At 66.1% G+C, this 21,734-nt stretch carries 11 protein-coding genes (1 of these 11 cut by a window edge); 5 read left to right on the plus strand and 6 right to left on the minus strand.

Annotated elements, in window-relative coordinates:
• The 3 genes from C4K39_RS10765 to C4K39_RS10775 form a co-directional block, all read left to right on the plus strand.
• Positions 1 to 11,049, plus strand: partial view of a non-ribosomal peptide synthetase gene (locus C4K39_RS10765; RefSeq protein ID WP_124346320.1) — the 3' portion only. It extends 3,642 nt beyond the left edge of the window; the window shows 11,049 of its 14,691 coding nt (coding positions 3,643–14,691); its start codon lies off the left edge, out of view; it ends in the stop codon at positions 11,047 to 11,049.
• Positions 11,050 to 11,208: 159 nt separating this feature from the next.
• Positions 11,209 to 12,360 carry a macrolide transporter subunit MacA gene (gene macA / locus C4K39_RS10770; protein ID WP_068588745.1) on the plus strand — a complete coding sequence of 384 codons (1,152 nt, stop codon included), beginning with the start codon at positions 11,209 to 11,211 and terminating at the stop codon, positions 12,358 to 12,360.
• A 2-nt stretch (positions 12,361 to 12,362) separates the two neighbouring features.
• Complete coding sequence (locus C4K39_RS10775; protein WP_124346321.1) at positions 12,363 to 14,321, plus strand: MacB family efflux pump subunit; 1,959 nt, start codon at positions 12,363 to 12,365, stop codon at positions 14,319 to 14,321.
• Between the two features lie 42 nt (positions 14,322 to 14,363).
• On the opposite strand, the gene C4K39_RS10780 is transcribed toward C4K39_RS10775, so the two are convergent.
• The 6 genes from C4K39_RS10780 to C4K39_RS10805 all read right to left on the minus strand — a co-directional run bounded on the left by C4K39_RS10780 (position 14,364) and on the right by C4K39_RS10805 (position 19,333).
• Complete coding sequence (locus C4K39_RS10780; RefSeq protein ID WP_068588751.1) at positions 14,364 to 15,134, minus strand: helix-turn-helix transcriptional regulator; 771 nt, start codon at positions 15,132 to 15,134, stop codon at positions 14,364 to 14,366.
• Between the two features lie 469 nt (positions 15,135 to 15,603).
• Positions 15,604 to 16,020 (minus strand): VOC family protein, encoded by a 417-nt coding sequence (locus C4K39_RS10785; protein ID WP_068588754.1) that lies wholly within the window; start codon positions 16,018 to 16,020, stop codon positions 15,604 to 15,606.
• A gap of 189 nt (positions 16,021 to 16,209) precedes the next feature.
• A complete protein-coding gene (locus C4K39_RS10790; RefSeq protein WP_124346322.1) occupies positions 16,210 to 17,676 on the minus strand; it encodes a GDL motif peptide-associated radical SAM/SPASM maturase in 1,467 nt (488 codons plus the stop codon).
• Between the two features lie 136 nt (positions 17,677 to 17,812).
• Positions 17,813 to 18,430 carry a DUF1842 domain-containing protein gene (locus C4K39_RS10795; protein ID WP_124346323.1) on the minus strand — a complete coding sequence of 206 codons (618 nt, stop codon included), beginning with the start codon at positions 18,428 to 18,430 and terminating at the stop codon, positions 17,813 to 17,815.
• 45 nt (positions 18,431 to 18,475) lie between these two features.
• Complete coding sequence (locus C4K39_RS10800; RefSeq protein ID WP_124346324.1) at positions 18,476 to 19,108, minus strand: DUF1842 domain-containing protein; 633 nt, start codon at positions 19,106 to 19,108, stop codon at positions 18,476 to 18,478.
• Positions 19,109 to 19,144: 36 nt separating this feature from the next.
• Positions 19,145 to 19,333 (minus strand): DUF1843 domain-containing protein, encoded by a 189-nt coding sequence (locus C4K39_RS10805; protein ID WP_068588822.1) that lies wholly within the window; start codon positions 19,331 to 19,333, stop codon positions 19,145 to 19,147.
• Positions 19,334 to 19,662: 329 nt separating this feature from the next.
• Between C4K39_RS10805 and C4K39_RS10810 the strand changes: the two genes are divergently transcribed.
• Both C4K39_RS10810 and hemB read left to right on the plus strand, forming a co-directional pair.
• Complete coding sequence (locus tag C4K39_RS10810) at positions 19,663 to 20,517, plus strand: PhzF family phenazine biosynthesis protein (RefSeq protein ID WP_124346325.1); 855 nt, start codon at positions 19,663 to 19,665, stop codon at positions 20,515 to 20,517.
• A 233-nt stretch (positions 20,518 to 20,750) separates the two neighbouring features.
• Positions 20,751 to 21,725 carry a porphobilinogen synthase gene (gene hemB / locus C4K39_RS10815; protein ID WP_068588817.1) on the plus strand — a complete coding sequence of 325 codons (975 nt, stop codon included), beginning with the start codon at positions 20,751 to 20,753 and terminating at the stop codon, positions 21,723 to 21,725.
• Positions 21,726 to 21,734 lie beyond the last annotated feature (9 nt).

Consider the following 21,734-nt stretch of genomic DNA (forward strand, 5'->3'; position numbering starts at 1 on the left):
GAACAACCCCAGGTACTGGTGGGGCCGGTCGAGGGTGCCCTGGAACTGCTGGAGGAAGACCTGGCCGAGGCTCCCCTGACACTGGCCGAGCGGGTGCAGGCCGAGGCAGCGCAAGCCTTCGACCTGGAGCGCGGACCGGTGATTCGTGGGCGCCTGTTGCGCTTGGCGGATGAGCACCATGTGCTGTTGCTGACCCTGCACCACATCGTCGCCGACGGTTGGTCCATGGGCGTGCTGACCCGTGAACTGGTGGCCTTGTACAGCGCTTTCAGCCAGGGCCAGGCGGACCCGTTGCCGCCACTGGCGGTGCAGTACAGCGACTTTGCCCTGTGGCAGCGGCGCTGGCTCAGCGGTGCGGTGCTGCAAGGCCAGGGTGACTATTGGCGCCAGGCCCTGGCCGGTGCGCCGACCTTGCTGATGTTGCCCACCGACCGGCCACGGCCCGTGCAGCAGGACTACCGTGGCGCCAGCGTGCCTTTGCTGCTGGAGTCCGGCTTGAGCACGCAGCTCAAGGCCCTGGGCCGCCGCCATGGCTGCACGTTGCACATGACCGTGCTGGCAGGCTGGGCGTTGCTGCTCGGGCGTCTCTCGGGCCAGCATGACCTGGTGATCGGTACCCCGGTGGCCAACCGCATGCGCGCCGAGGTCGAGGGCCTGATCGGCCTGTTCGTCAACACCCTGGCCCTGCGCCTGGACGTGAGCGCTGGGCAGAGCGTGGTCGAGTTGCTGGCCCAGGTCCGTGCCTGCAGCCTGGCGGCCCAGGCCAATCAGGACTTGCCGTTCGAACAGGTGGTGGAGATCGTTAGGCCCCAGCGCAGCCTGGCCCACAGCCCGCTGTTCCAGGCGGTACTGACCTGGGTCGAGGACTTTGCCCAGGACCTGGTACTGGGTGAGCTCAAGCTCGAAGGGGTCGTCGGTGCCAGCCAGGTGGCCAAGTTCGACCTGACCCTGAGCCTGGGGGAGAGCCAGGGGCAGATCCGTGGCTCCCTGGATTACGCCACGGCGCTGTTCGATGCCGAGACGGCGCAGCGTTTTGCCGGCTACCTGGTGCAGGTACTGCAAGCCATGGTCGCCCACGAGCACCAGGACCTGGCCCGGGTGCCGTTGCTGGGGCCGGACGAGCGCCGACAAGTGCTGGAGGGCTTCAATGCCACCGGCCAGGACTACCCACGTGGCATGACCCTGCACCAGCTGTTTGCCGCCCAGGTCGCGCAGCAACCCGAGGCCACGGCGGTGCAAGCCGGGGACGCGCGCCTCAGTTATGCCGAGCTGGATGCCCGGGCCAATCGCCTGGCCCACCATTTGCGCGGGCTGGGCGTCGGGCCGGACAGCCGGGTGGCGATCTGTGTCGGGCGCGGGCCGGACATGGCCGTGGGCCTGCTGGCGATCCTCAAGGCCGGTGGTGCCTATGTGCCCATCGACCCGGCCCATCCGGCCGAGCGCATCGCCTACCTGTTGCAGGACAGCGCGCCACTGGCGGTCTTGGTGCAGGGCGCGACCCGGGCATTGATCGGTGCTGCGCAACGGCCGCTGGTCGATCTCGACGACCTGGCCTGGCAACAACAACCGGCCAGCGCACCACCGGTACCCGGGCTGCATGCCGGGCACCTGGCCTATGTGATCTATACCTCCGGTTCCACCGGCCAGCCCAAGGGCGTGATGGTCGAGCACCAGAGCCTGGCGAACCTGGTGCACTGGCATTGCCAGGCCTTCGACCTGGGGCCGGGGCGCCACACCTCCAGCGTTGCCGGTTTCGGTTTCGATGCCATGGCCTGGGAGCTCTGGCCGGCCCTGTGCAATGGCGCGACCCTGCATCTGCCGCCTGCGGGCATCGACCATCAGGATATCGACCAGTTGCTGGCCTGGTGGCGTGCCCAGCCCCTGGATGTGAGCTTCCTGCCAACCCCGGTGGCCGAGCATGCCTTCAGCCAGGAGCAGAAGCATCCGACCTTGCGCACCCTGCTGATCGGTGGCGACCGCCTGCGGCAGTTCGACCAGGCGCAATCCTTCACGCTGGTCAACAACTACGGGCCCACCGAGGCCACGGTGGTCGCCACCTCGGGCGCCCTGGTCGCGGGCGGGCTGCTGGACATTGGCCGGCCCATGGCCAACGTACGGATCTACCTGCTGGACGAGCAGTGCCAGCCGGTGCCCATCGGCGTGGCCGGCGAGTTGTACGTGGGGGGCGCCGGGGTGGCCCGGGGGTATCTCAACCGTCCCGAACTGACGGCCGAACGTTTCCTCGACGACCCCTTCAGCGACGCTCCGGGGGCACGCATGTACCGGACCGGCGACCTGGCACGCTGGCTGGGCGATGGGCGTATCGAGTACCTGGGGCGCAATGACCAGCAGGTGAAGATCCGTGGCGTGCGCATCGAGCTGGGGGAAATCGAAACCTGCCTGAATCGCCTGGCGAGCATCCAGGAGGCGGTACTGCTGGCCCGTGAGGATCAACCGGGACAGACCCGGCTGGTGGCTTATTTCACCGTTGCCGGGCAGCGGGTGCCGAGTCCCGCCGAACTGCGCGCGCAGTTGCTGGAGCAGTTGCCCGAATACATGGTGCCGGCAGCCTATGTCAGGCTCGATGCCTTGCCGCTGACCGCCAATGGCAAGCTGGATCGCCGGGCCTTGCCGGTGCCGGAGCTGGATGCACTGCTGTCCCGGCAGTACGAGGCGCCGGAGGGCGACAATGAGGTCGTGCTCGCACAGATCTGGAGCGAGCTGCTGCACATTGAGCGGGTGGGGCGCCACGATCATTTCTTCGAGCTGGGCGGGCACTCGCTGCTGGCCATGCGCATGCTGTCCCAGGTGCGTCGGCGTCTGGGTGTGGAGCTGGCCCTGGGTGAGCTGTTCGCCAACGCTGAGCTGCACGCCGTGGCCCAGGCCCTGGTCCGGGCCGAGCGCAGCAGCCTGCCGGACTTGCTGCCGGCGCCGCGCAACCAGCCCCAGGTGCTGTCCTTCGCCCAGCAGCGACTGTGGTTCCTGGCACAGATGGAGGGCGCCAACACCGCCTACAACATTCCCATCGGCTTGCGCCTGCGCGGGCAACTGGACAGCCAGGCCCTGCAACGTGCGCTGGCGCGTATCGTCGCGCGCCATGAAACCCTGCGCAGCCGCTTCGCCCAGTATGGCGACGAAGCCGAAGTGCTGATTGCCGACCCGCAGTCCGGGTTGAGCCTGCAGGTGGAAAACCTGCGCGGCCATCCCCGGGCCGACGAGGCCTTGCAGGCCCTGGTCCAGGGCGAGGCCTCGGCGCCGTTCGACCTGGAGCGCGGGCCACTGATCCGCGGGCGCCTGGTGACCCTGGCGGACGATCACCATGTACTGTTGCTGACCCTGCATCACATGGTCAGCGATGGCTGGTCCATGGGCGTGCTGACCCGTGAGCTGGTGGCCCTGTACGGCGCCTTCAGCCGCGGCCTGCCGGACCCGTTGCCGGCGCTGGCTCTGCAGTACAGCGACTTTGCCCACTGGCAACGGCGCTGGCTCAGCGGTGCGGTGCTGCAACAGCAGGGCGACTATTGGCGCCAGGCCCTGGAGGGGGCGCCGGCCTTGCTGTTGTTGCCCACCGACCGGCCGCGCCCGGCCCAGCAGGACTATGCCGGCAGCAGCATCCCGGTGCGCCTGGATGCCCAGCTCACGGCGGGCCTGCGGGCCTTGAGCCAGCGTCATGGCAGTACCTTGTACATGACCCTGATGAGCGCCTGGGCCTTGTTGCTCGGGCGTCTGTCAGGGCAGGCCGAAGTGGTGGTCGGCACCCCGGTGGCCAATCGCATGCAGGCTGAAGTCGAGGGCCTGATCGGCTTGTTCGTCAACACCCTGGCTGTGCGCGTGGACCTGGCGACAGCGCCACGGATCGAGGCGTTGCTGGCCCAGGTCAAGGCCCGCACCCTCGAAGCCCAGGCCCACCAGCACCTGCCGTTCGAGCAGGTGGTGGAGATCCTGCGGCCGGTGCGCAGCCTGTCCCACAGCCCAGTGTTCCAGACCCTGATGACCTGGCAGAACGGTGATGTCCCGCAACTGGTGCTGGGGGACTTGCGCCTGGAGGGCATCCACGAGGCCAGCCATTTCGCCAAGTTCGACGTGTCGCTGAACCTGGGAGAGGTCCAGGACCATATCGAGGGCACCCTGGAGTACGCCACGGCGCTGTTCGACGAGGCCACCCTGCAGCGTTATGTCGGCTACCTGCAGCGGGTGCTGCAGGCCATGGTGAGCGACGACCAGATGCTCCTGGATCAGGTGCCGCTGCTGGACCAGGAGCAGCGTTGGCAGTTGCTCGAAGGTTTCAACGCCACCGACCGCGACTATCCGCTGGAGCAGACCTTGCACGGGTTGTTCGAAGCCCAGGTACTGCGCAGCCCAGAGGCGCTGGCGGTGCAGGCCGGCGAGCAGTGCCTGAGCTATCGCCAGCTCAACCAGCAGGCCAACCAGTTGGCCGGGCACCTGCTGCAATTGGGCGTCGGCCCGGACCAGCGGGTGGCCATCTGCGTCGAGCGCAGCGTCGACATGGTGGTAGGCCTGCTGGCGATCCTCAAGGCCGGGGGTGCCTACGTGCCCATCGACCCGGCTTACCCGGCCGAGCGTATCGCCTACATGCTTGAGGACAGCGCGCCGCTGGCGGTGCTGGCCCAGGGTGCGACCCTGGGCCTGCTGGGCGATCCGGACGTGCCAGTGGTGGATCTCGAACAATCGGTGTGGAGTCGCCAGCCCAGGATCAATCCACGGATCGCCGGGCTTACGCCACGGCACCTGGCCTACGTGATCTACACCTCCGGTTCCACTGGCCAGCCCAAGGGCGCGATGAACGAGCACCGGGCGGTGGTCAACCGCTTGCTATGGATGCAGGAGCAGTACCGGCTCACCAGCTGCGACGCGGTGTTGCAGAAGACTCCGTTCAGCTTCGACGTGTCGGTGTGGGAGTTCTTCTGGCCGCTGTTCACCGGCGCCCGCCTGGTGATGGCTCGCCCCGAAGGGCACAAGGACCCGGCCTACCTGCGCCAGGTGATCGCCCGGGAAAACATCACCACCCTGCATTTCGTGCCCTCGATGCTCGACGTGTTCCTGGCCTATGGCGAGACTCGCGAGTGCGCCAGCTTGCGCCAGGTGATGTGCAGCGGCGAGGCGCTGCCGGGCAGCCTGGTACGGCGTTTCAAGCAGCAGTTACCGAATGTTGGTTTACACAATTTGTATGGCCCCACCGAAGCCGCGGTGGACGTGACGGCTTGGGATTGCACCGGTCCGCTGGAGACGACTCCTGACAACACGCCCATCGGTAAGCCGATCGCCAACACCCGCCTGTACCTGCTGGACGCGCAATTGCAGCCGGTGCCATTGGGCGTGGTGGGCGAGCTGTTCATTGCCGGGGTGCAGGTGGCGCGCGGTTACTTGAACCGCGAGCAACTGACCGCCGAGCGTTTTGTCGACGATCCGTTCAGCGCCGAGCCGGACGCGCGGATGTACCGCACGGGCGATCTGGGGCGCTATCTCGCCGACGGCAATATCGAGTACCTGGGACGCAACGACGACCAGGTGAAGATCCGTGGCCTGCGCATCGAGCTGGGGGAAATCCAGGCGCGCCTGACCCAGCTCGAAGGCATCAAGGAGGCCGTGGTCCTGGCCCGCGAGGACGTACCCGGGGACAAGCGCCTGGTGGCCTACTACACCAGCGATGCCGGGCACGGGAAATTGCCTGTCGAACAGTTGCGCCAGGCGTTGCTGGAGCACCTGCCGGACTACATGGTGCCCGCGCTATTCGTACACCTGGAGGCCTTGCCCCTGAGCCCCAACGGCAAGCTGGAACGCAAGGCGTTGCCGGCACCCGGGCTGGAAGCGGCGCTGGTGCGCGAGTACGAGGCACCGGTGGGCGACACCGAGATCCTGCTGGCGCAGTTGTGGGCCGAGTTGCTCAACGTCGAGCGGGTAGGGCGCCACGACCATTTCTTCGAGCTGGGCGGGCACTCGCTGCTGGCGGTGAGCCTGATCGGCCGCATGCGCCGGGCCGGTCTCTCGGCGGATGTGCGGGTGCTGTTCGGCCAGCCAACCCTGGCCGCCCTGGCCGCTGCCGTGGGCCGTGGCCGCGAGGTGCAGGTGCCGCAGAACCTGATCTACCGCGATTGCCCGCGCATCACCCCGCCACTGTTGCCGCTGATCGAGCTGGACCAGGCCGCCATCGACCGGGTCGTGGCCACGGTGCCCGGCGGTACCGCCAACGTCCAGGACATCTATCCGCTGGCGCCGTTGCAGGCGGGCATCCTCTACCACCACCTGGCCGCCGGCCAGGGCGATCCCTATGTGCTCCAGGCGCAGTTCGCCTTCGACACCGTCGGGCGCTTGCAGGCCTTCGCCAAGGCCTTGCAGGGGGTGATCGAACGTAATGACATTCTGCGCAGCGCGGTGCTCTGGGAGGGGCTGGACGAGCCGCTGCAAGTGGTCTGGCGCGAGGCTGCGCTGGTCTGTGAAGAGCGGGTGCTGGATGCTGCCCAAGGGCCGGTGCTGGAACAATTGCAGGCGCGCTTCGACAGCTGTCGCTACCGCATGGAGATTGCCCAGGCACCGCTGCTGCGCCTGGTGTATGCCGTCGATCCGGACCATGGACGGCTGGTGGCGTTGTTATTGTTCCACCACCTGGTGATGGACCACGTGGCCCTGGAAGTGCTGCAGCACGAGCTGCACGCCTTCCTCCTGGGGCGCCAGGAGCGCCTGGGCGCCGCCGTGCCCTATCGCAACTACGTGGCCCAGGCCCGGCTGGGCATCGGGGCGGCCGAGCATGAGGTGTTTTTCCGCCAGATGCTGGGCGATATCCACCAGCCGACCCTGCCCCTGGGCTTGCAGGAAGTACCGGGTCGCGAGGTCGTCCTCAGCGAGGCTCGCCACCCCCTGGATCGGCTGCTGGCCCGGCGCTTGCGCCTGCAGGCCCGGCAACTGGGCGTCAGCGCCGCGAGCCTGATGCACCTGGCCTGGGGGCGCGTGCTGGGCAGCCTGGCCGCGCAGCAACAGGTGGTATTCGGCACCGTGCTGTTGGGGCGGATGCAAGGTGGCGAAGGCGCCGAGCGGGCCCTGGGGGTGTTCATCAATACCTTGCCGTTGCGGGTCGACCTGGGCGAGGTGCCGGTGCGCGATGCGCTGTTGGCCACCCATGAGCGCCTGGCGCAACTACTGGGGCATGAGCAGGCGCCCCTGGCCCTGGTGCAGCGTTGCAGTGCGGTGGAGCCAGGTACGCCGTTGTTCAGCAGCCTGCTCAATTATCGCCACAGCGCACCGTCGGCCGATCTGACGGGGCCGGCGGACGGGGCCTGGGAGGGCATGCAGTTGCTCAACGCCGAAGAGCGCAGCAACTATCCGCTGACCTTGAGCATCGACGACCTGGGCGATGGCTTCATGTGCACGGCGGTAGCCGCCGGGGTCGATGCCCGGCGTATCTGCCAGTACCTGCAGTGCACCCTGGAAAACCTGCTGCAGGCCCTGGAACAGGAGCCGGGGCTGGCTATTGGCCGGGTGGCAGTGCTACCGGCTGCCGAGCGCCAGCAGGTGCTGGTGGCGTTCAACGCTACCCACCGTGACTACCCGCGACGGCAGACCCTGCACCAGCGTTTCGAGGCGCAGGTCCTGGAGCGTCCGCAACAGGTGGCGGCAGTGCATGGCCAGGAGGTGCTCAGCTATGCCCGGCTCAATGCCCGGGCCAACCAGCTGGCCCATCACCTGCAGGGGCTTGGCGTGCTTCCCGGGCAGGCCGTGGCCTTGCTGTTGCCACGCAGCCTGGATCTGTTGGTGGCGCAATTGGCGGTCAGCAAGTGCGGTGCGGCCTATGTCCCGCTGGATATCCATGCCCCGGCCGAGCGGCTGGGCTTCATGGTGGCCGACAGCCAGGCGGTGGTCCTGCTGGTCCATAGCGATCGGCCGTTGGATGTAGCGACGCCACGGGTCGAGCTGGATCGGCTGCGCCTGGACCGGTTGCCGGGGCACAATCCCGGCCTGGAACTGTCCAGCGAAGCGGTGGCGTACATCATGTACACCTCCGGCTCCACCGGCGAACCCAAGGGCGTCTTGGTGCCGCACCGGGCCATCACCCGATTGGTGATCAACAACGGCTATGCCGACTTCAACGTCGGTGACCGGGTGGCGTTCGCCTCCAACCCGGCGTTCGACGCCAGTACCCTGGACGTCTGGGGGCCGTTGCTCAACGGTGGCCGGGTCGTGGTGGTGGACCACCAGACCCTGCTCGATCCACCGGCGTTCGCCCAGCTGTTGCAAGCATATGGCGTGACGATGCTGTTCCTCACCACCAGCCTGTTCAACCAGTACGTGCAACTGATTCCCCAGGCCCTGAAGGGGCTGCGCATGCTCCTGTGTGGTGGCGAGCGGGCCGATGCCACGGCGTTCAGGCGGATGCAGGCCCAGGCCCCGGGATTGCGCCTGGTCAATGGCTACGGGCCGACGGAAACCACCACCTTCGCGGTCACCCACGAGCCGTGGGAATTACCAGCGGATGCCGACAGCGTGCCCATCGGCCGGCCACTGTCGAACACCCGCGTCTATGTCCTGGATGCACTGGGTCAGCCATTGCCGGTGGGGGTGGTCGGGGAGATCCATATCGGGGGCGATGGTGTGGCCCTGGGTTACTTGAATCGCCCTGAGCTGAGCGCCGAGAAGTTTCTCGCCGATCCCTTCAGTACCGAGCCTGGGGCCATGATGTATCGCACCGGCGACCTGGGCCGCTGGCTGGACAATGGCCTGCTCGAGTGCATCGGGCGCAACGACGAGCAGGTGAAGATCCGTGGGTTCCGGATCGAGCCAGGGGAGATCCAGGCCTGCCTGGCGAGCTTTGCCGGGCTGCGCGACGCCGTGGTGCTGGTGCGCGAGGATGAGCCTGGCGACAAGCGCCTGGTGGCCTACTACACGCTGCAACAGAAACAGGCGCAGCCCACGCAGCAGGCCCTGCGCGAGCACTTGCTGGAGCAATTGCCCGAGTACATGGTGCCCCAGGCCTACGTGCTGCTCGATGGCTTGCCTTTGACCAACAACGGCAAGCTGGATCGCAAGGCCCTGCCGCTGCCGCCGGCCCAGGCTGGCGTTTGCTACGAGGCACCGGCGACGGCGCTCGAGCAGGTCCTGGCCGAGCACTGGGCGCAGGTGTTGCAACTGCCCCAGGTGGGGCGTCATGAGCATTTCTTCGAGCAGGGCGGGCATTCGCTGCTGGCGATCCAGCTGGTCAACCGCCTGCAGCAGGTGGGTTTCGAGCTGGGCCTGGCGGACCTGTTCCAGCATGCCAGCGTGGCCGCCATGGCACGCTTGCTCGGCGAGCGCGAGACCGAGGCGGGCCCCCTGGAGCTGGTGACGGTTCGCCATGGCCGCGGGCCGGCGTTGTTCCTGGTGCATGAGTTCACCGGCCTGGACATGTATTTCCCGGTGCTGGGACAACACCTGGCGGGGGATTTCCCCATTCATGGCCTGTCCGGCATCGCCCTGGGCCAGCCCCAGTTGAACACCATGGAGTGCCTGGCAACGCGCTTGATCAAGGTGATGCGCCAGGCCCAGCCCGAGGGGCCTTATCGCCTGGCCGGCTGGTCCTTCGGCGGGGTGCTGGCCTATGAGATCGCCCAGCAGTTGCGGGGGCTGGACGAGCAGGTGGAGTTCCTCGGGCTGATCGACAGTTATGTGCCGCGCCTGACCGACCAGGGCAAGGCTCGCTGGTCTGGGGAGCATGCCCAGAAGCAGCACTTGCTGTTGCAGTGCCAGGCTTACTGGAGTGCCCAGGGCGTGGCCGGCGAGGCGTCGCTGGCGGCCGTGGAGCTCATGGGCAGCAGGTTCGAACAGTTCGATTTCCAGGCCTTGCTTCAGCAGCTGGATGAGCAGGGGCTGCTGTTCGAGCAGTTGGCTGCGGCCAGTGCCGAGCAGTTGTGGCAGTACCTGGATCGCGAGGTGGCCCATGGTCATGCGCTGGCCCACTACCACCTGCATCCGATTGGCGTGCCGGTGCACCTGTTCTGTGCCACCGAGCGGCCGACCGAACTGTCCCGTCGCAGCCCGACCCTGGGCTGGGGCGAGGTGCTGCCCAGCGAGCGCCTGCACTGCATCGCCGTGCCGGGGGACCACCTGAGCTTGATGCAGTTGCCCCATGTCCAGGCCCTGGGCCAGGCGCTCGGCGCAGCCATGGAACAAGCCCGCAGCCTGGCCAGTGCCACCCCTGCAGCAACGGCCCATCAGCCACTGCTGCGCATCCAGAGCGGTCGGCCTGGGCATACGCCGATCTTCTGCGTACCCGGGGCCGGCGACAGCATCACCGGTTTTATCGGGCTCACCGAGGCCCTGGGCACGGACTGGCCGATCTATGGCCTGCAGGCCAGGGGGCTGGATGGCAACGATGCCCCCCATGCCCAGGTGGAGGCCGCTGCCCGGCATTACCTGCAGGCGATCCAGGAGCAGTACCCGCAAGGGCCGTTGCACCTGATCGGCCATTCCTTCGGCGGCTGGGTGGCTTTCGAGATGGCCGGGGCCTTGCAGGCCGCCGGGCGGGTGGTGGCATCACTGACCCTGATCGACAGCCAGGCCCCGGACAGCGACGGTCAGTTGGGGCGGCCCTATACCACCACGGCGGCGCTGTGGCGCCTGGTGGAGTCGATGCAACTGGCCGCGGGCCAGGCCATGGGCATCGACCCGGTGGCGTTCGCCGCCGAGGACGACGCCATGCAGATGCACCTGCTGCATGCCGGCATGGTGCGGGTCGGCTTGTTGTCCCAGCGTGCCGACCCGCGAGCCATGCATGGCCCGGCGCGGACCTTCGCCACGGCCTTGCGTACTCGTTATCAGCCCCGGGATGGCTATCGGGGCCGGGTGCGCCTGGTCCTGGCCGACGATCCGAGCCTGGACGCCGCTGGCAATCGCCGGGAGCAACAGGGGATGGTCCACGGTTGGCGGCGCCAGGTGAGCGATCTTGGCGTGTGGTCCTGCCCAGGCAACCACTTCAGCCTGCTCAAGGCGCCCAATGTCTACCACTTGGCGGCCTGGTGGCTCGACGGCCTGTCGTTGCCCCAGGGGGAGGTTGTGTCATGACCGGCGACAGGAGTCGGCCATTGCCGGGCGGGTGCCCGGCAATGGCCAGTTAAAGCGTTTCACTCATCTGGAACACTGCTCACTACGGCAGCACGGTGTTCTGTAAAGGGGCTCGCCGCAGGCCGGTGGAGCCCAGCCTCAACGCACTTGTGGTCATCTATGGAAAAGTCGAAGTTTCGCAAAATCGGTATGGGGTCGTTGCTGGTGGTTGTGGCCGGGTTGATTTTCTATACGGTGCGCGCGCCGGCGCAGCCACCGCAGTACCTGACCGCCATCGTCGAACGGGGCGACATCGAAAATGCGGTGCTGGCCTCGGGGCTGTTGGAAGGCATCAAGCAGGTGGATGTCGGGGCCCAGGTTTCCGGGCAATTGAAGTCCCTCAAGGTCAAGGTCGGGGACAAGGTGACGAAGGGCCAGTGGCTGGCGGAAATCGATCCTTTGGTGCTGCGCAATACCCTGCGCCAGGCCGAGGTGGATGAGGAGGACCTGCAGGCCAAGCGCCGGGCCACCGCCGCCCAGCTCAAGGAAACCAAGGCCACCTACGAGCGCTATCGCCAATTGCAGACGGACGCCTCGATCTCCAAGCAGGATTTCGATACCTCCGAATCCAACTACGAGGTGCAGCGCGCCACCCTGATGTCCCTGGACGCGCAGATCAAGAGTGCGCAGATCCAGATCGACACGGCCAAGGTCAACCTGGCCTACACCCGCATCGTCGCGCCCATCGACGGGGATGTGGTGGGCGTGGTGACCCAGGAAGGCCAGACCGTGATCGCCAACCAACTGGCACCAGTGCTGCTCAAGCTCGCCGACCTGGACACCATGACCGTCAAGGCCCAGGTCTCCGAGGCCGACGTGATCCACATCACTCCCGGCCAGCAGGTGTACTTCACCATCCTCGGCGAATCCGAGAAGCGCTACTACGCCAAGCTGCGGGGCACGGAGCCGGCGCCGCAGAACTTTCTCGAGACCCAGCCGGCCGGTACCCCCAAGCAGAACACCGCGGTGTTCTACAACGCGCTGTTCGATGTGCCCAACCCTGACCACCGGTTGCGCATTTCCATGACCGCCCAGGTGCGCATCGTCCTGGATAACGCCAAGGACGTGCTGATGGTACCCGTGGCGGCCCTGGGCCCGCGCAATGCCGACGGCAGCTTCGCGGTGCGGGTGCTCGACGCCAAGGGCCAGGCCCAGTCGCGCAACATCAGTACTGGGATCAACAACAACGTCAAGGTGCAGGTCAAGGACGGCCTGGCCGAGGGCGACAAGGTGGTGATCGGTGATCCGTTGCCCGACTCGGCGGGGGCCTGACCATGAGCCAGCCCCTGTTGCAGCTCAAGGGCATCAGCCGCAGCTTCAAGGCCGGCGAGCGCGAGTTCCTGGCGCTGAAGAACATCGACCTGTGCATCGAGGCCGGGGAGATGGTGGCCATCACCGGTGCCTCGGGCTCGGGCAAGTCGACCCTGATGAACATCCTCGGTTGCCTGGACTACGCCACGGCCGGCAGCTACCAGGTCAATGGCCGGGAGACTCGCGATCTGGACGACCAGGCCCTGGCGGAACTGCGCCGCGACTATTTCGGCTTCATCTTCCAGCGCTACCACCTGCTGCCCCACCTCAACGCCATGCACAACGTCGAGATCCCGGCGATCTATGCCGGTAGCCCCCAGGCCCGGCGCCATGGCCGGGCCCGCGAACTGCTGGCGCGCCTGGGCCTGGCCGGGCACCTGGAGCACCGGCCCAACCAGCTGTCCGGTGGCCAGCAGCAGCGGGTGAGCATCGCCCGGGCCTTGATGAACGGTGGCGAGGTGATCCTCGCCGACGAACCCACCGGGGCCCTGGACACCAGCAGCGGCAAGGAGGTGATGCGCATTCTCCAGGAGCTGCATGCGGCCGGGCATACGGTGATCATCGTCACCCACGACCCCAAGGTGGCGGCCAATGCCGAGCGCATCATCGAAGTGCGTGATGGCGAGATCGTCAGTGACCGGGCCAACCAGCGCTCGCCAGAGGCGATCGTCGCCGCAACCGCGGCCCCCGCCCGGTCGGCCGGGGTCCGGCGCCTGGTGGCCAGCCTGGGGCTGTTCAAGGAGGCGTTCGTGATGGCCTGGGTGGCGCTGGTCTCGCACCGCATGCGCACCTTGCTGACCATGCTCGGGATCATCATCGGCATCACCTCGGTGGTGTCCATCGTGGCCATCGGCGAGGGCGCCAAGCGCTACGTGCTCAAGGACATCCAGGCGATCGGCAGCAACACCATCGACATCTTTCCCGGGACCAGCTTCGGCGACAGCCGGGCCGCGGGAATCCAGACCCTGGTGCCCGCCGACGTCACCGCCCTGAACCAGCTGTACTACGTCGACAGCGCCACGCCGATGGTGGGGCGCAGCCTGCTGCTGCGCTACGGCAACATCGACCTCAACGCCACGGTCAACGGCGTCAGCCACCTGTACTTCAAGGTCCGCGACATCAAGCTCGCCGCCGGCATCGCCTTCAGCGAGAACGATGCCCGGCGCCAGGCCCAGGTGGTGGTCATCGACCACAACACCCGCAACCGCCTGTTCGGCCCGGACGTCGACCCCCTGGGGCAAGTGATCCTGGTGGGCAACCTGCCGTGCACGGTGATCGGTGTCACCGCCGAGAACAAGAACCTGTTCACCGCGGCCAACCTGCTCAACGTCTGGGTGCCCTACGAGACGGCCGCGGGGAGGGTGCTGGGCCAGCGCCACCTGGACAGCATCAGCGTCAAGATCAAGGACGGCCAGCCGAGCAAGGTGGTGGAGGAGCACGTCAAGAAACTCATGGCGCAGCGCCACGGCACCAAGGACTTCTTCACCAACAACCTGGACAGCATCATGCAGACGGTGCAGCGCACCAGCCGCTCGCTGGCGCTTTTGCTGTCGCTGATCGCGGTGATATCCCTGCTGGTGGGCGGCATCGGGGTGATGAACATCATGTTGGTGTCGGTTACCGAGCGTACCCGCGAGATCGGCATTCGCATGGCGGTGGGGGCGCGCCAGTCGGACATCCGCCAGCAGTTCCTGGTGGAGGCGGTGATGGTCTGCCTGATTGGCGGTGCCATCGGTATCGCCTTGTCCTTCGCTATCGGCTACCTGTTCACCTTGTTCATCAAGGAGTGGGAGATGGTGTTCTCCATGGGGTCGATCGTGATGGCGTTCGCCTGCTCGACCCTGATCGGGGTGGTCTTCGGCTTCGTCCCGGCGCGCAATGCGGCACGCCTGGACCCCATCGAAGCCCTGGCCCGGGACTGAGTGTGGGGCCTGCCGCCGGCGTTCTGGCCGGCGGCATGGGACTCACTCAGGTTTGCTGCTGGCCGTTGCGGCGACACTCTCCTGGGGCGAGTACATCCAGCGCAGGAGCGAATGGCGGCCGCTGATGCCCAGCTTGATGGCCGCACGCTTGAGGTAGCTCTCGACGGTGTTGACCTTGAGCTGGCACTGCTCGGCCAGCTGTGGCGCGGTGCGCCCGGCCAGCAGGCCGACACAGACTTCCATTTCCCGGTTGGACAGGCTCAGGCCGGACCGCGCCAGGCGATCGGCAAAGCGCAGGCGCAGGGTTTCCAGGCCTTCGACGGAACCGTCCTGGGCGGTATCGGCGCCGCGTGGCTGCAGGGCACTGATGTGCTTCTCCACCATCGGCAGCAGCAAGGGCGAGAAATCCTCCAGCAGCGTGCGCTCCTGGGCGGAAAAACTGCGGGCCTGGTTGCTGCGATACACCGAGACCACGTACTGGTAGGAGTCCTTGTGGCCGGTCAGGTGCAGTTGCACCGGGTTGGCGTCGCCATGGCGGCGCTGTGGCATGGGGCTCGCATCGCTGCCTTGCTCGGGGAAGGTGGCGCACAGCAGCGGGTCATCGTTGGCTGGCAGGCCATGCAACGGATGATGGTTGTGCACGGCGTTGTGGCCATGGCCGTCGACAGCCTGGTCTACCCGCAGCTGGGTGATATGGGTGGCGTCCACTGCCAGCTGGGTCAGGATCAGGTCGTGCAGCATGCGTGGGAAGCGACGGCTGCCGGTACTGGCGATGACCTTGCCAATGTGAGGGAACAGTACTTGTGAGTTCATCATTTCATCCTTGAATGTGAAAGTTGGACAGGACTGCCTTATAGCAACGAGTTTGGATGACTGCGGATTTAACTCCTGTTTCCGCAGATCGACCAAAGGGCGCTTCGTATCCTAGTACAGGGTTTTGGTGGCTGTTTGATGAACTGCTGCAAAAGCCCCCCGTGCAGAGTCGCCAATGGCGCCCAAGGCACCGGCTGGCGGGGGGATGGCGGTTGTGGAGGATTTTGAAAAAAACTTTTGCAGTAGTGCCCGGTTGGCACGAAAGTTGTGCCCGGGTGGCCGTTCAAGTGTCCGCAGCCCTTGGTCTGGCTGGCAGGCTTTGACCACAAGCAGGAGGCTATCCGATGCAAGTGCGGTTGCCGCTGATGATTTGCACTGCCCTGGCCTGTGGTTCGTTCCTATGCGGCCAAGGTCGAACGGCTGATCGACCCGGGCAGTGCTGCCCAGGTCGACTCGGCTATGTCGCTACCTAGTGCTGGCTCTGTTCGCAGTTGATCATCCACGACACTCCGAAACGGTCTTCGAGCATGCCGAAACGTTCGGCCCAGAATGTCTTTTCCAGGGGCATGCGGACGCTGCCTTGCTCAAGCAAGGCATTGAAGACCCGCTCGGCTTCGGTGGCGCTGTCGACATTCAGGGCGATCGAGCAACCACGGATACCGGAATAGGGCAGGTCCGGGGTACTGTCCGAAGCCATCAGCACCTGGTCGCCGACATTGAGCCGGGTATGCATGATGAGTGTGTGGCAGTCAGGCGGGAGATGATCGCGGACCGGGCTCTCGCCGAAGGTCAGCATCATCTCCAGGGTGCCGTTCAGGCACTGGGCATAGAAGGTGAAGGCAGCCCGGCAGTCGCCGTTGAACACCAGGTAGGGGTTGATTTTCATCGCGTACTCTCCTTGTGCGGCCAGGGCGTGCCCTGGGAGAACCGATAGCCTGGCGGGTATCGGTGGACACTGCATAGCAAAGCGTCGAATGACCGTTCGCGAGCGGTTTTTTTAGACGCTTTTTCCATGGTTTGCGCAAGGCTTATACCCGATCGCCCCCGTTTCTGGAGGCGACCGGGAAGGGTACGGCTACAGGCGCGGCTGTTCCTCGGGCAGGCCCAGTAACTGATGCAGGGTGTTGATCAGCGCCTGCTGGCGCTGGCGGTCTTCCTGGTGGCGGGCCTCGGCCTCGGCGACATCGGCCTGGCAGTGCGGGCAGTGGCGTTCATGGGCATGGATGTACTGGCGGCAGGCGCGGCACAGCGACAGGCGGGGCGGGATGCGGCCTTCCTCGGGGGAGGCCCGGCCCTGGTTGACCCAGGCCAGCTTGATCACCTGGCCGCTGTCGCTGACGCTGGAGACCGTTTCGCCACTGTCGATGCGTTCGGTGATCAGGTCGAAGCGACCCACGGAGAACGAGGCCGGCCCCGCGTCCTCGAGCTTGACGATGCGTTCGCGCAGGCCCCGTTTTTCCAGCTCCAGGGTCCGGTAGTGGCAGTAGGGATTGTTGCCCGGCTTGCCCAGCAGCGAGTGTGAGGTCCAGGTGCAGCCGCCCCGGCAGACGTCGTTGTAGTAGCAGGTGCGGCAGTAGCCCCACAGGTCGTCCACCGAGCGCAGGCGGCCGAAGTGGATGCCCTCGCTGTAGTGCCAGATGTCGTGCAGGTTCATGTTGCGCACATTGCCACCGGAGAAGCCCACGGTGGCCAGTGACGGGCAGCCCTTGACCGTGCCGTCGGCCTCCAGGGCCAGGACGGTCTGCCCGGCGGCGCAACCGCTCCAATGCACGCGCTCGTCGCCGAAGCCGCGCCACAAGTGTTCGTAGGGTCCGTAGTAGCCGATGTTGTTGCCAACGTTCATCAGCAGCCCGCGCTCGCTGCCTTCGCGGTACAGGCGGGCCAGCAGCGGCATGACGTCCAACAGCTGGTAGGGCTGCAACAGCAGTTCGGGGTGATCCACGGCATTGCCCATGGCCACGGTCAGCTGGATCTGCCAGTGGCTGGCCCCGGCCTCGATGATCAGGTCCATCAGGGCCGGCAGGTCGGGCAGGGTGGCAGCGCCGATCTGGGTGTTGACGCTGACCTTGAGCCCGGCCTGCTTGGCCCGGCGCAGCGTGTCCAGGGCCTTGTCGAAGGAGCCGGGTACATTGCGCACCGCATCGTGCAGTGGTGCCAGGCCGTCCAGGGAGATACCAACGCCATCGAGCCCGGCGTCTATCGCCGCCTGCATCTTGGCTGGGGTCAGGTTGCGTCCGCCGGTCTGGACCGCCACGTACATGCCGTGGTCGTGGATGGCCTGGATCAGTCGTGTCCAATCCTTGCGCAAATAGGCCTCGCCGCCGATCAGGGTGACTTCCCGGGTGCCCAGGGCGGCCAGGGCGTCGATCACTTCCAGGCATTCGCCGGTGTTCAACTCGCCGGGGCGGCGGTGCCCGGCCCGGGAGCCGCAATGCAGGCACTTGAGGTCGCAGGCGAGGGTGATTTCCCAGACCACGTGCACAGGCACATAGCGCTTGATATCGGTTTCGCTGAGGTAGCGGGCGGGGAGACGGTCTGACATGAAAAGATCCTTGCGCACCCGGCGGTGCGCGGCACCAACCCATCGGAATAGGCGCGCCTTCCTTGAGCGGCAGTGGCGCGATCGGTTGTCCCGCGAGCCGGGACCGGCCGTTGCCGACCGGTCCCGGAGCCGGGGTTCAGCGTTGTTCCAGGCGATGGATTTCCACCTGCAACTGCTGCGCGGCCTTGCTCAGGTTGTCACTGTTGGCCAGTTGTTGCTCGGCCTGGGCCACAAGTGCCTTGAGTCGCGCCAGGTCGCCACTGGCCTGGGCCTGTTGCAGCGTCACGGCGTACAGCGGATGCGGGTGCAAGTGCACAGGGTCCGCGTGGCTGGCACGGCCCTGGGGCTCGACGTGCGCCGCCTGTTCCACCGGGGCTGGGCTCACGGCGGCGTGTTGCACCACATGCCAATGGCCCTGGTAGTTGTAGCGGTAGCTGGCGAAGCCACTGGCCCAATCCAGGTTGAGGATGCCCTGCAGATGGAAGGTCTCGGCGATCTGGCTGCCGGGGCCGCTGGGGTTGCCCGCGAGGTTGAGGACCAGGTGTCCTTCGCTGGATCGATCGAGCTTGATCTGCGAGTAGTCGCCCCAGACGTCGGCGCTGAAATGCACCGGCGGCGACGTGCTCTGGGTCACTTGGGCCAGGCCTGAGACGGTCTTGCGCACGGTATTGACCAGCAGGTCGAGGGTCAGGATCGGTGCGCCGATCACGGGGTTGGTGATGATCAGGCGGGTATGGAACAGTCCAGTTGTCATGTTGCAACTCCTTGGCGTGATGGAAGAGTGCACTGGGCCTGGAGCTCAGCGCCGCTCCTGCCTGGCGATTTCGCTCTTGGCAGCGTCCAGTGCGGTACGGATCAGCGGCAGCTGTTCCAGTTGCTGCGTAGCCAGGCGGTGCAGGCTCTTCATCTGCGCCAGGTCGCCGCTGGCGATGGCGCCGTGGATCGGGGCCGCGTACAGCGCCGCGAGTGGTGGCAGCGGATGGTGCGAGTGGCCGTGGGGCTGGGGTCGGGACAGGCTGCTGGATTCGATGTTGTTCTCCAGGTAAGCCGGTACGTCGTTCACTGTCACCCAGCTGTGGCCGTTGTAGTACTGGTAGTTGGCGACGCCTTGCTTCCAGTCGTCGTCGACCACCAGGTGCAGCTTGAAGGTGATGATCGAATTCGCGCCTGGGCCACCCTGGTTGCCTGCAACGGTGAGGAGGATCTTGGTACTGGTGGGGGACGTCACGGTCAGGTAGGTGTACTGGCCCCAGTCGTCGGTCTGCAGGTCCAGTGGCGGGCTGGCCGCTTGGGTGATCGACGATGTGCCGCGCAGGCTGCGCTCGGGGGTGTAGACCAGCAGGTTGAGTTGCAGGTTCGGCGCTCCGGGGTCGGAGGTGCCGATGCGATAGCTGACGGGGAACAGGCTTTCTTGTGCGTTGGAACCGGACATTTGCTTTGCCTCCATTCAGTGACAGGGAAACAGCGGTCAGTGCCGTTCCAGGCGGGCAACTTCCTTGACCAGCTGTTCGTAGGCGCTACGCAGGTCCGCAGGCTCGGCCTTGCTCGGGTCGCGTTTGGCCAGCAGGGCTTTCATCTGCGGCAACTTGCCTTCGGAGATCGCCGACTGAATGGCGACTCCATAGGGGGGGATGACGTGTTGAGGTGCATTGCTCATGGCGTGTGCCTTCCGTGGAGATGAGGGGATGCTGCGGTACTCGGCAGCTTTTGCAGTTAAGCAGCGCGGATGGAAAAGACAGGCTAATGGCACACTGATTTTATGGGTTTCCGACCGGTGGATTTCACGTTGCAAAAAGTGGCTCTACGCCAGGCCCTGCGGTCATTCCAAAGGGCGATAGAGGCGATTGCCCAGGGCGATAGGGCGGCGCTTTTCGTGACGCCAGAGCCCCTGTCCGGCGCCGGCGTGAAGCGCCTTTGTTGCTCGCACCCGGGCTGGAGCCTTGGGTAAACTGTGCCCCTCCCAGAACAAAACCAACAGGACGGCCCATGAGTACCCTGGCTTTCAAGCAGGTCGATGTTTTCAGTTCCACGCCCCTCAAAGGCAACCCGGTGGCAGTGGTGTTCGATGCCGATGGGCTCGACGACCAGCAAATGGCGAGGTTCGCCAACTGGACCAACCTCAGTGAAACCACATTCATCCTCAAGCCGCGGGACCCACGGGCGGACTACCGCCTGCGGATCTTCACCACCCTGGACGAACTGCCGTTCGCCGGTCACCCGACCTTGGGCAGTTGCCATGCCTGGCTGGAGTCCGGTGGTGTGCCCCAGGGTGAAGAGATCGTCCAGGAGTGTGCGGTGGGCCTGGTGCGGATTCGCCGCCAGGGCCAGCAGTTGGCGTTCCTGGCGCCGCCCCTGTTGCGTTCCGGGCCGGTAGCGGCGCAGTTGCTGGAGCAGGTATGCCGCGGCCTGCGTTTGGCGCCTGCGGACATCGTTGCAGCGCAGTGGGTCGATAACGGTGCCGGATGGCTGGCGGTGATGCTCGCCAGTCGTCAGCAGGTGCTGGACCTGCAACCCGACTACCCGGCCCTGAGCGGGCTGGCGGTGGGCGTGATCGCGCCGTGCGATCCGCAGGTGGATGCCAGTGACGCGCAGTTCGAGGTGCGGGCCTTCATCGCCGGAGACGGCATGCCTGAGGACCCCGCTACGGGCAGCTTGAATGCCGGTATCGCCCAGTGGTTGCTGGGAGCCGGGCTGGCGCCATCGCGCTATCGTGTCAGCCAGGGCCTGAGCATGGGGCGCGCCGGTTGCATCGAGGTGGAGCAGGTGGGGGACGAGGTGTGGGTCGGCGGTGCTGCATCGACCTGTATCGAAGGCCGCCTGAACCTGGCGTCCAGGTCGTAGTCACCCGCTGGATGGGGCTTGCAGCCGGGCGCGGGTTCTTGCGGCAGATCGTCGCAGGTCGATCGCAGCGCCGGGGCCAAGGGACGCAAACACGGGGCTTGCCGGCGATTGTTACCTGATTGGCAAGGCTCTCTTGAGCGTCCCGGGTTTGTACCCTGGCGGTTGCAGGCATAAGCTTTCAACCTTTTTTCGATATAGCTCGTGTTGTCCCGCGCTCAGCCTTAGGAAAAATCATGTCCAGCCAGTTCCCTGAAGCCCGTCCTCGTCGCCTGCGTCGTTCCGAACAACTGCGCAGTCTGTTCCAGGAAACCGAATTCACCCTCAACGACCTGGTGCTGCCGATTTTCGTCGAAGAAGAAATCGACGATTTCGTGCCGATCAAGAGCATGCCCGGCGTGATGCGCATCCCCGAGTCCAAGCTTGCTGGCGAAATCGAGCGTTATGCCCGTGCCGGGATCAAGTCGGTGATGACCTTCGGCGTGTCCCATCACCTGGATGGCGACGGTAGCGATACCTGGCAGGAAAACGGCCTGGTCTCGCGCATGTCGCGCATCGCCAAGGACGCGGTGCCGGAGATGGTGGTGATGTCCGACACCTGCTTCTGCGAGTACACCGAGCACGGCCATTGCGGCGTGATGCACGGCCATGAGGTGGATAACGACCAGACCCTGATCAACCTCGGCAAGCAGGCCGTGGCCGCCGCCCGTGCCGGTGCCGACGTGATCGCCCCGTCGGCGGCCATGGACGGTCAGGTCCAGGCCATTCGCCGGGCCCTGGACGCCGCCGGGTTCACCCAGACGCCGATCATGGCCTATTCCACCAAGTTCGCCTCGGCGCTCTACGGCCCGTTCCGCGAAGCTGGCGGCAGTGCGCTCAAGGGCGACCGCAAGAGCTACCAGATGAACCCGATGAACCGCCGCGAAGCGGTGCGCGAATCGCTGCTGGACGAACAGGAAGGCGCCGACTCGCTGATGGTCAAGCCAGCGGGCGCCTACCTGGACATCATCCGCGACATCCGCGAAGCCTCGCGCCTGCCGGTGGCGGCGTACCAGGTCAGTGGCGAGTACGCGATGATCAAGTTCGGTGCCCAGGCCGGGGCGATCGACGAGCAGCGCGTGGTACGCGAGAGCCTGGGCTCGATCAAGCGTGCCGGTGCCGACCTGATCTTCACCTACTTCGCCATGGACCTGGCCCTGGCCGGAATCTGAGTCAGCCTC

Source organism: Pseudomonas sessilinigenes, from assembly GCF_003850565.1.
In the GTDB taxonomy this organism is placed as follows: Bacteria; Pseudomonadota; Gammaproteobacteria; order Pseudomonadales; family Pseudomonadaceae; genus Aquipseudomonas; species Aquipseudomonas sessilinigenes.

What these genes read in the sequence shown, in the direction of transcription:
- C4K39_RS10810 (WP_124346325.1), top strand. Translation starts at nt 19,663, where the DNA reads ATGAGTACCCTGGCTTTCAAGCAGGTCGATGTTTTCAGTTCCACGCCC.
- macA (WP_068588745.1), top strand. Translation starts at nt 11,209, where the DNA reads ATGGAAAAGTCGAAGTTTCGCAAAATCGGTATGGGGTCGTTGCTGGTG.
- hemB (WP_068588817.1), top strand. Translation starts at nt 20,751, where the DNA reads ATGTCCAGCCAGTTCCCTGAAGCCCGTCCTCGTCGCCTGCGTCGTTCC.
- C4K39_RS10800 (WP_124346324.1), bottom strand. Translation starts at nt 19,108, where the DNA reads ATGTCCGGTTCCAACGCACAAGAAAGCCTGTTCCCCGTCAGCTATCGC.
- C4K39_RS10795 (WP_124346323.1), bottom strand. Translation starts at nt 18,430, where the DNA reads ATGACAACTGGACTGTTCCATACCCGCCTGATCATCACCAACCCCGTG.
- C4K39_RS10785 (WP_068588754.1), bottom strand. Translation starts at nt 16,020, where the DNA reads ATGAAAATCAACCCCTACCTGGTGTTCAACGGCGACTGCCGGGCTGCC.
- C4K39_RS10805 (WP_068588822.1), bottom strand. Translation starts at nt 19,333, where the DNA reads ATGAGCAATGCACCTCAACACGTCATCCCCCCCTATGGAGTCGCCATT.
- C4K39_RS10775 (WP_124346321.1), top strand. Translation starts at nt 12,363, where the DNA reads ATGAGCCAGCCCCTGTTGCAGCTCAAGGGCATCAGCCGCAGCTTCAAG.
- C4K39_RS10780 (WP_068588751.1), bottom strand. Translation starts at nt 15,134, where the DNA reads ATGAACTCACAAGTACTGTTCCCTCACATTGGCAAGGTCATCGCCAGT.
- C4K39_RS10790 (WP_124346322.1), bottom strand. Translation starts at nt 17,676, where the DNA reads ATGTCAGACCGTCTCCCCGCCCGCTACCTCAGCGAAACCGATATCAAG.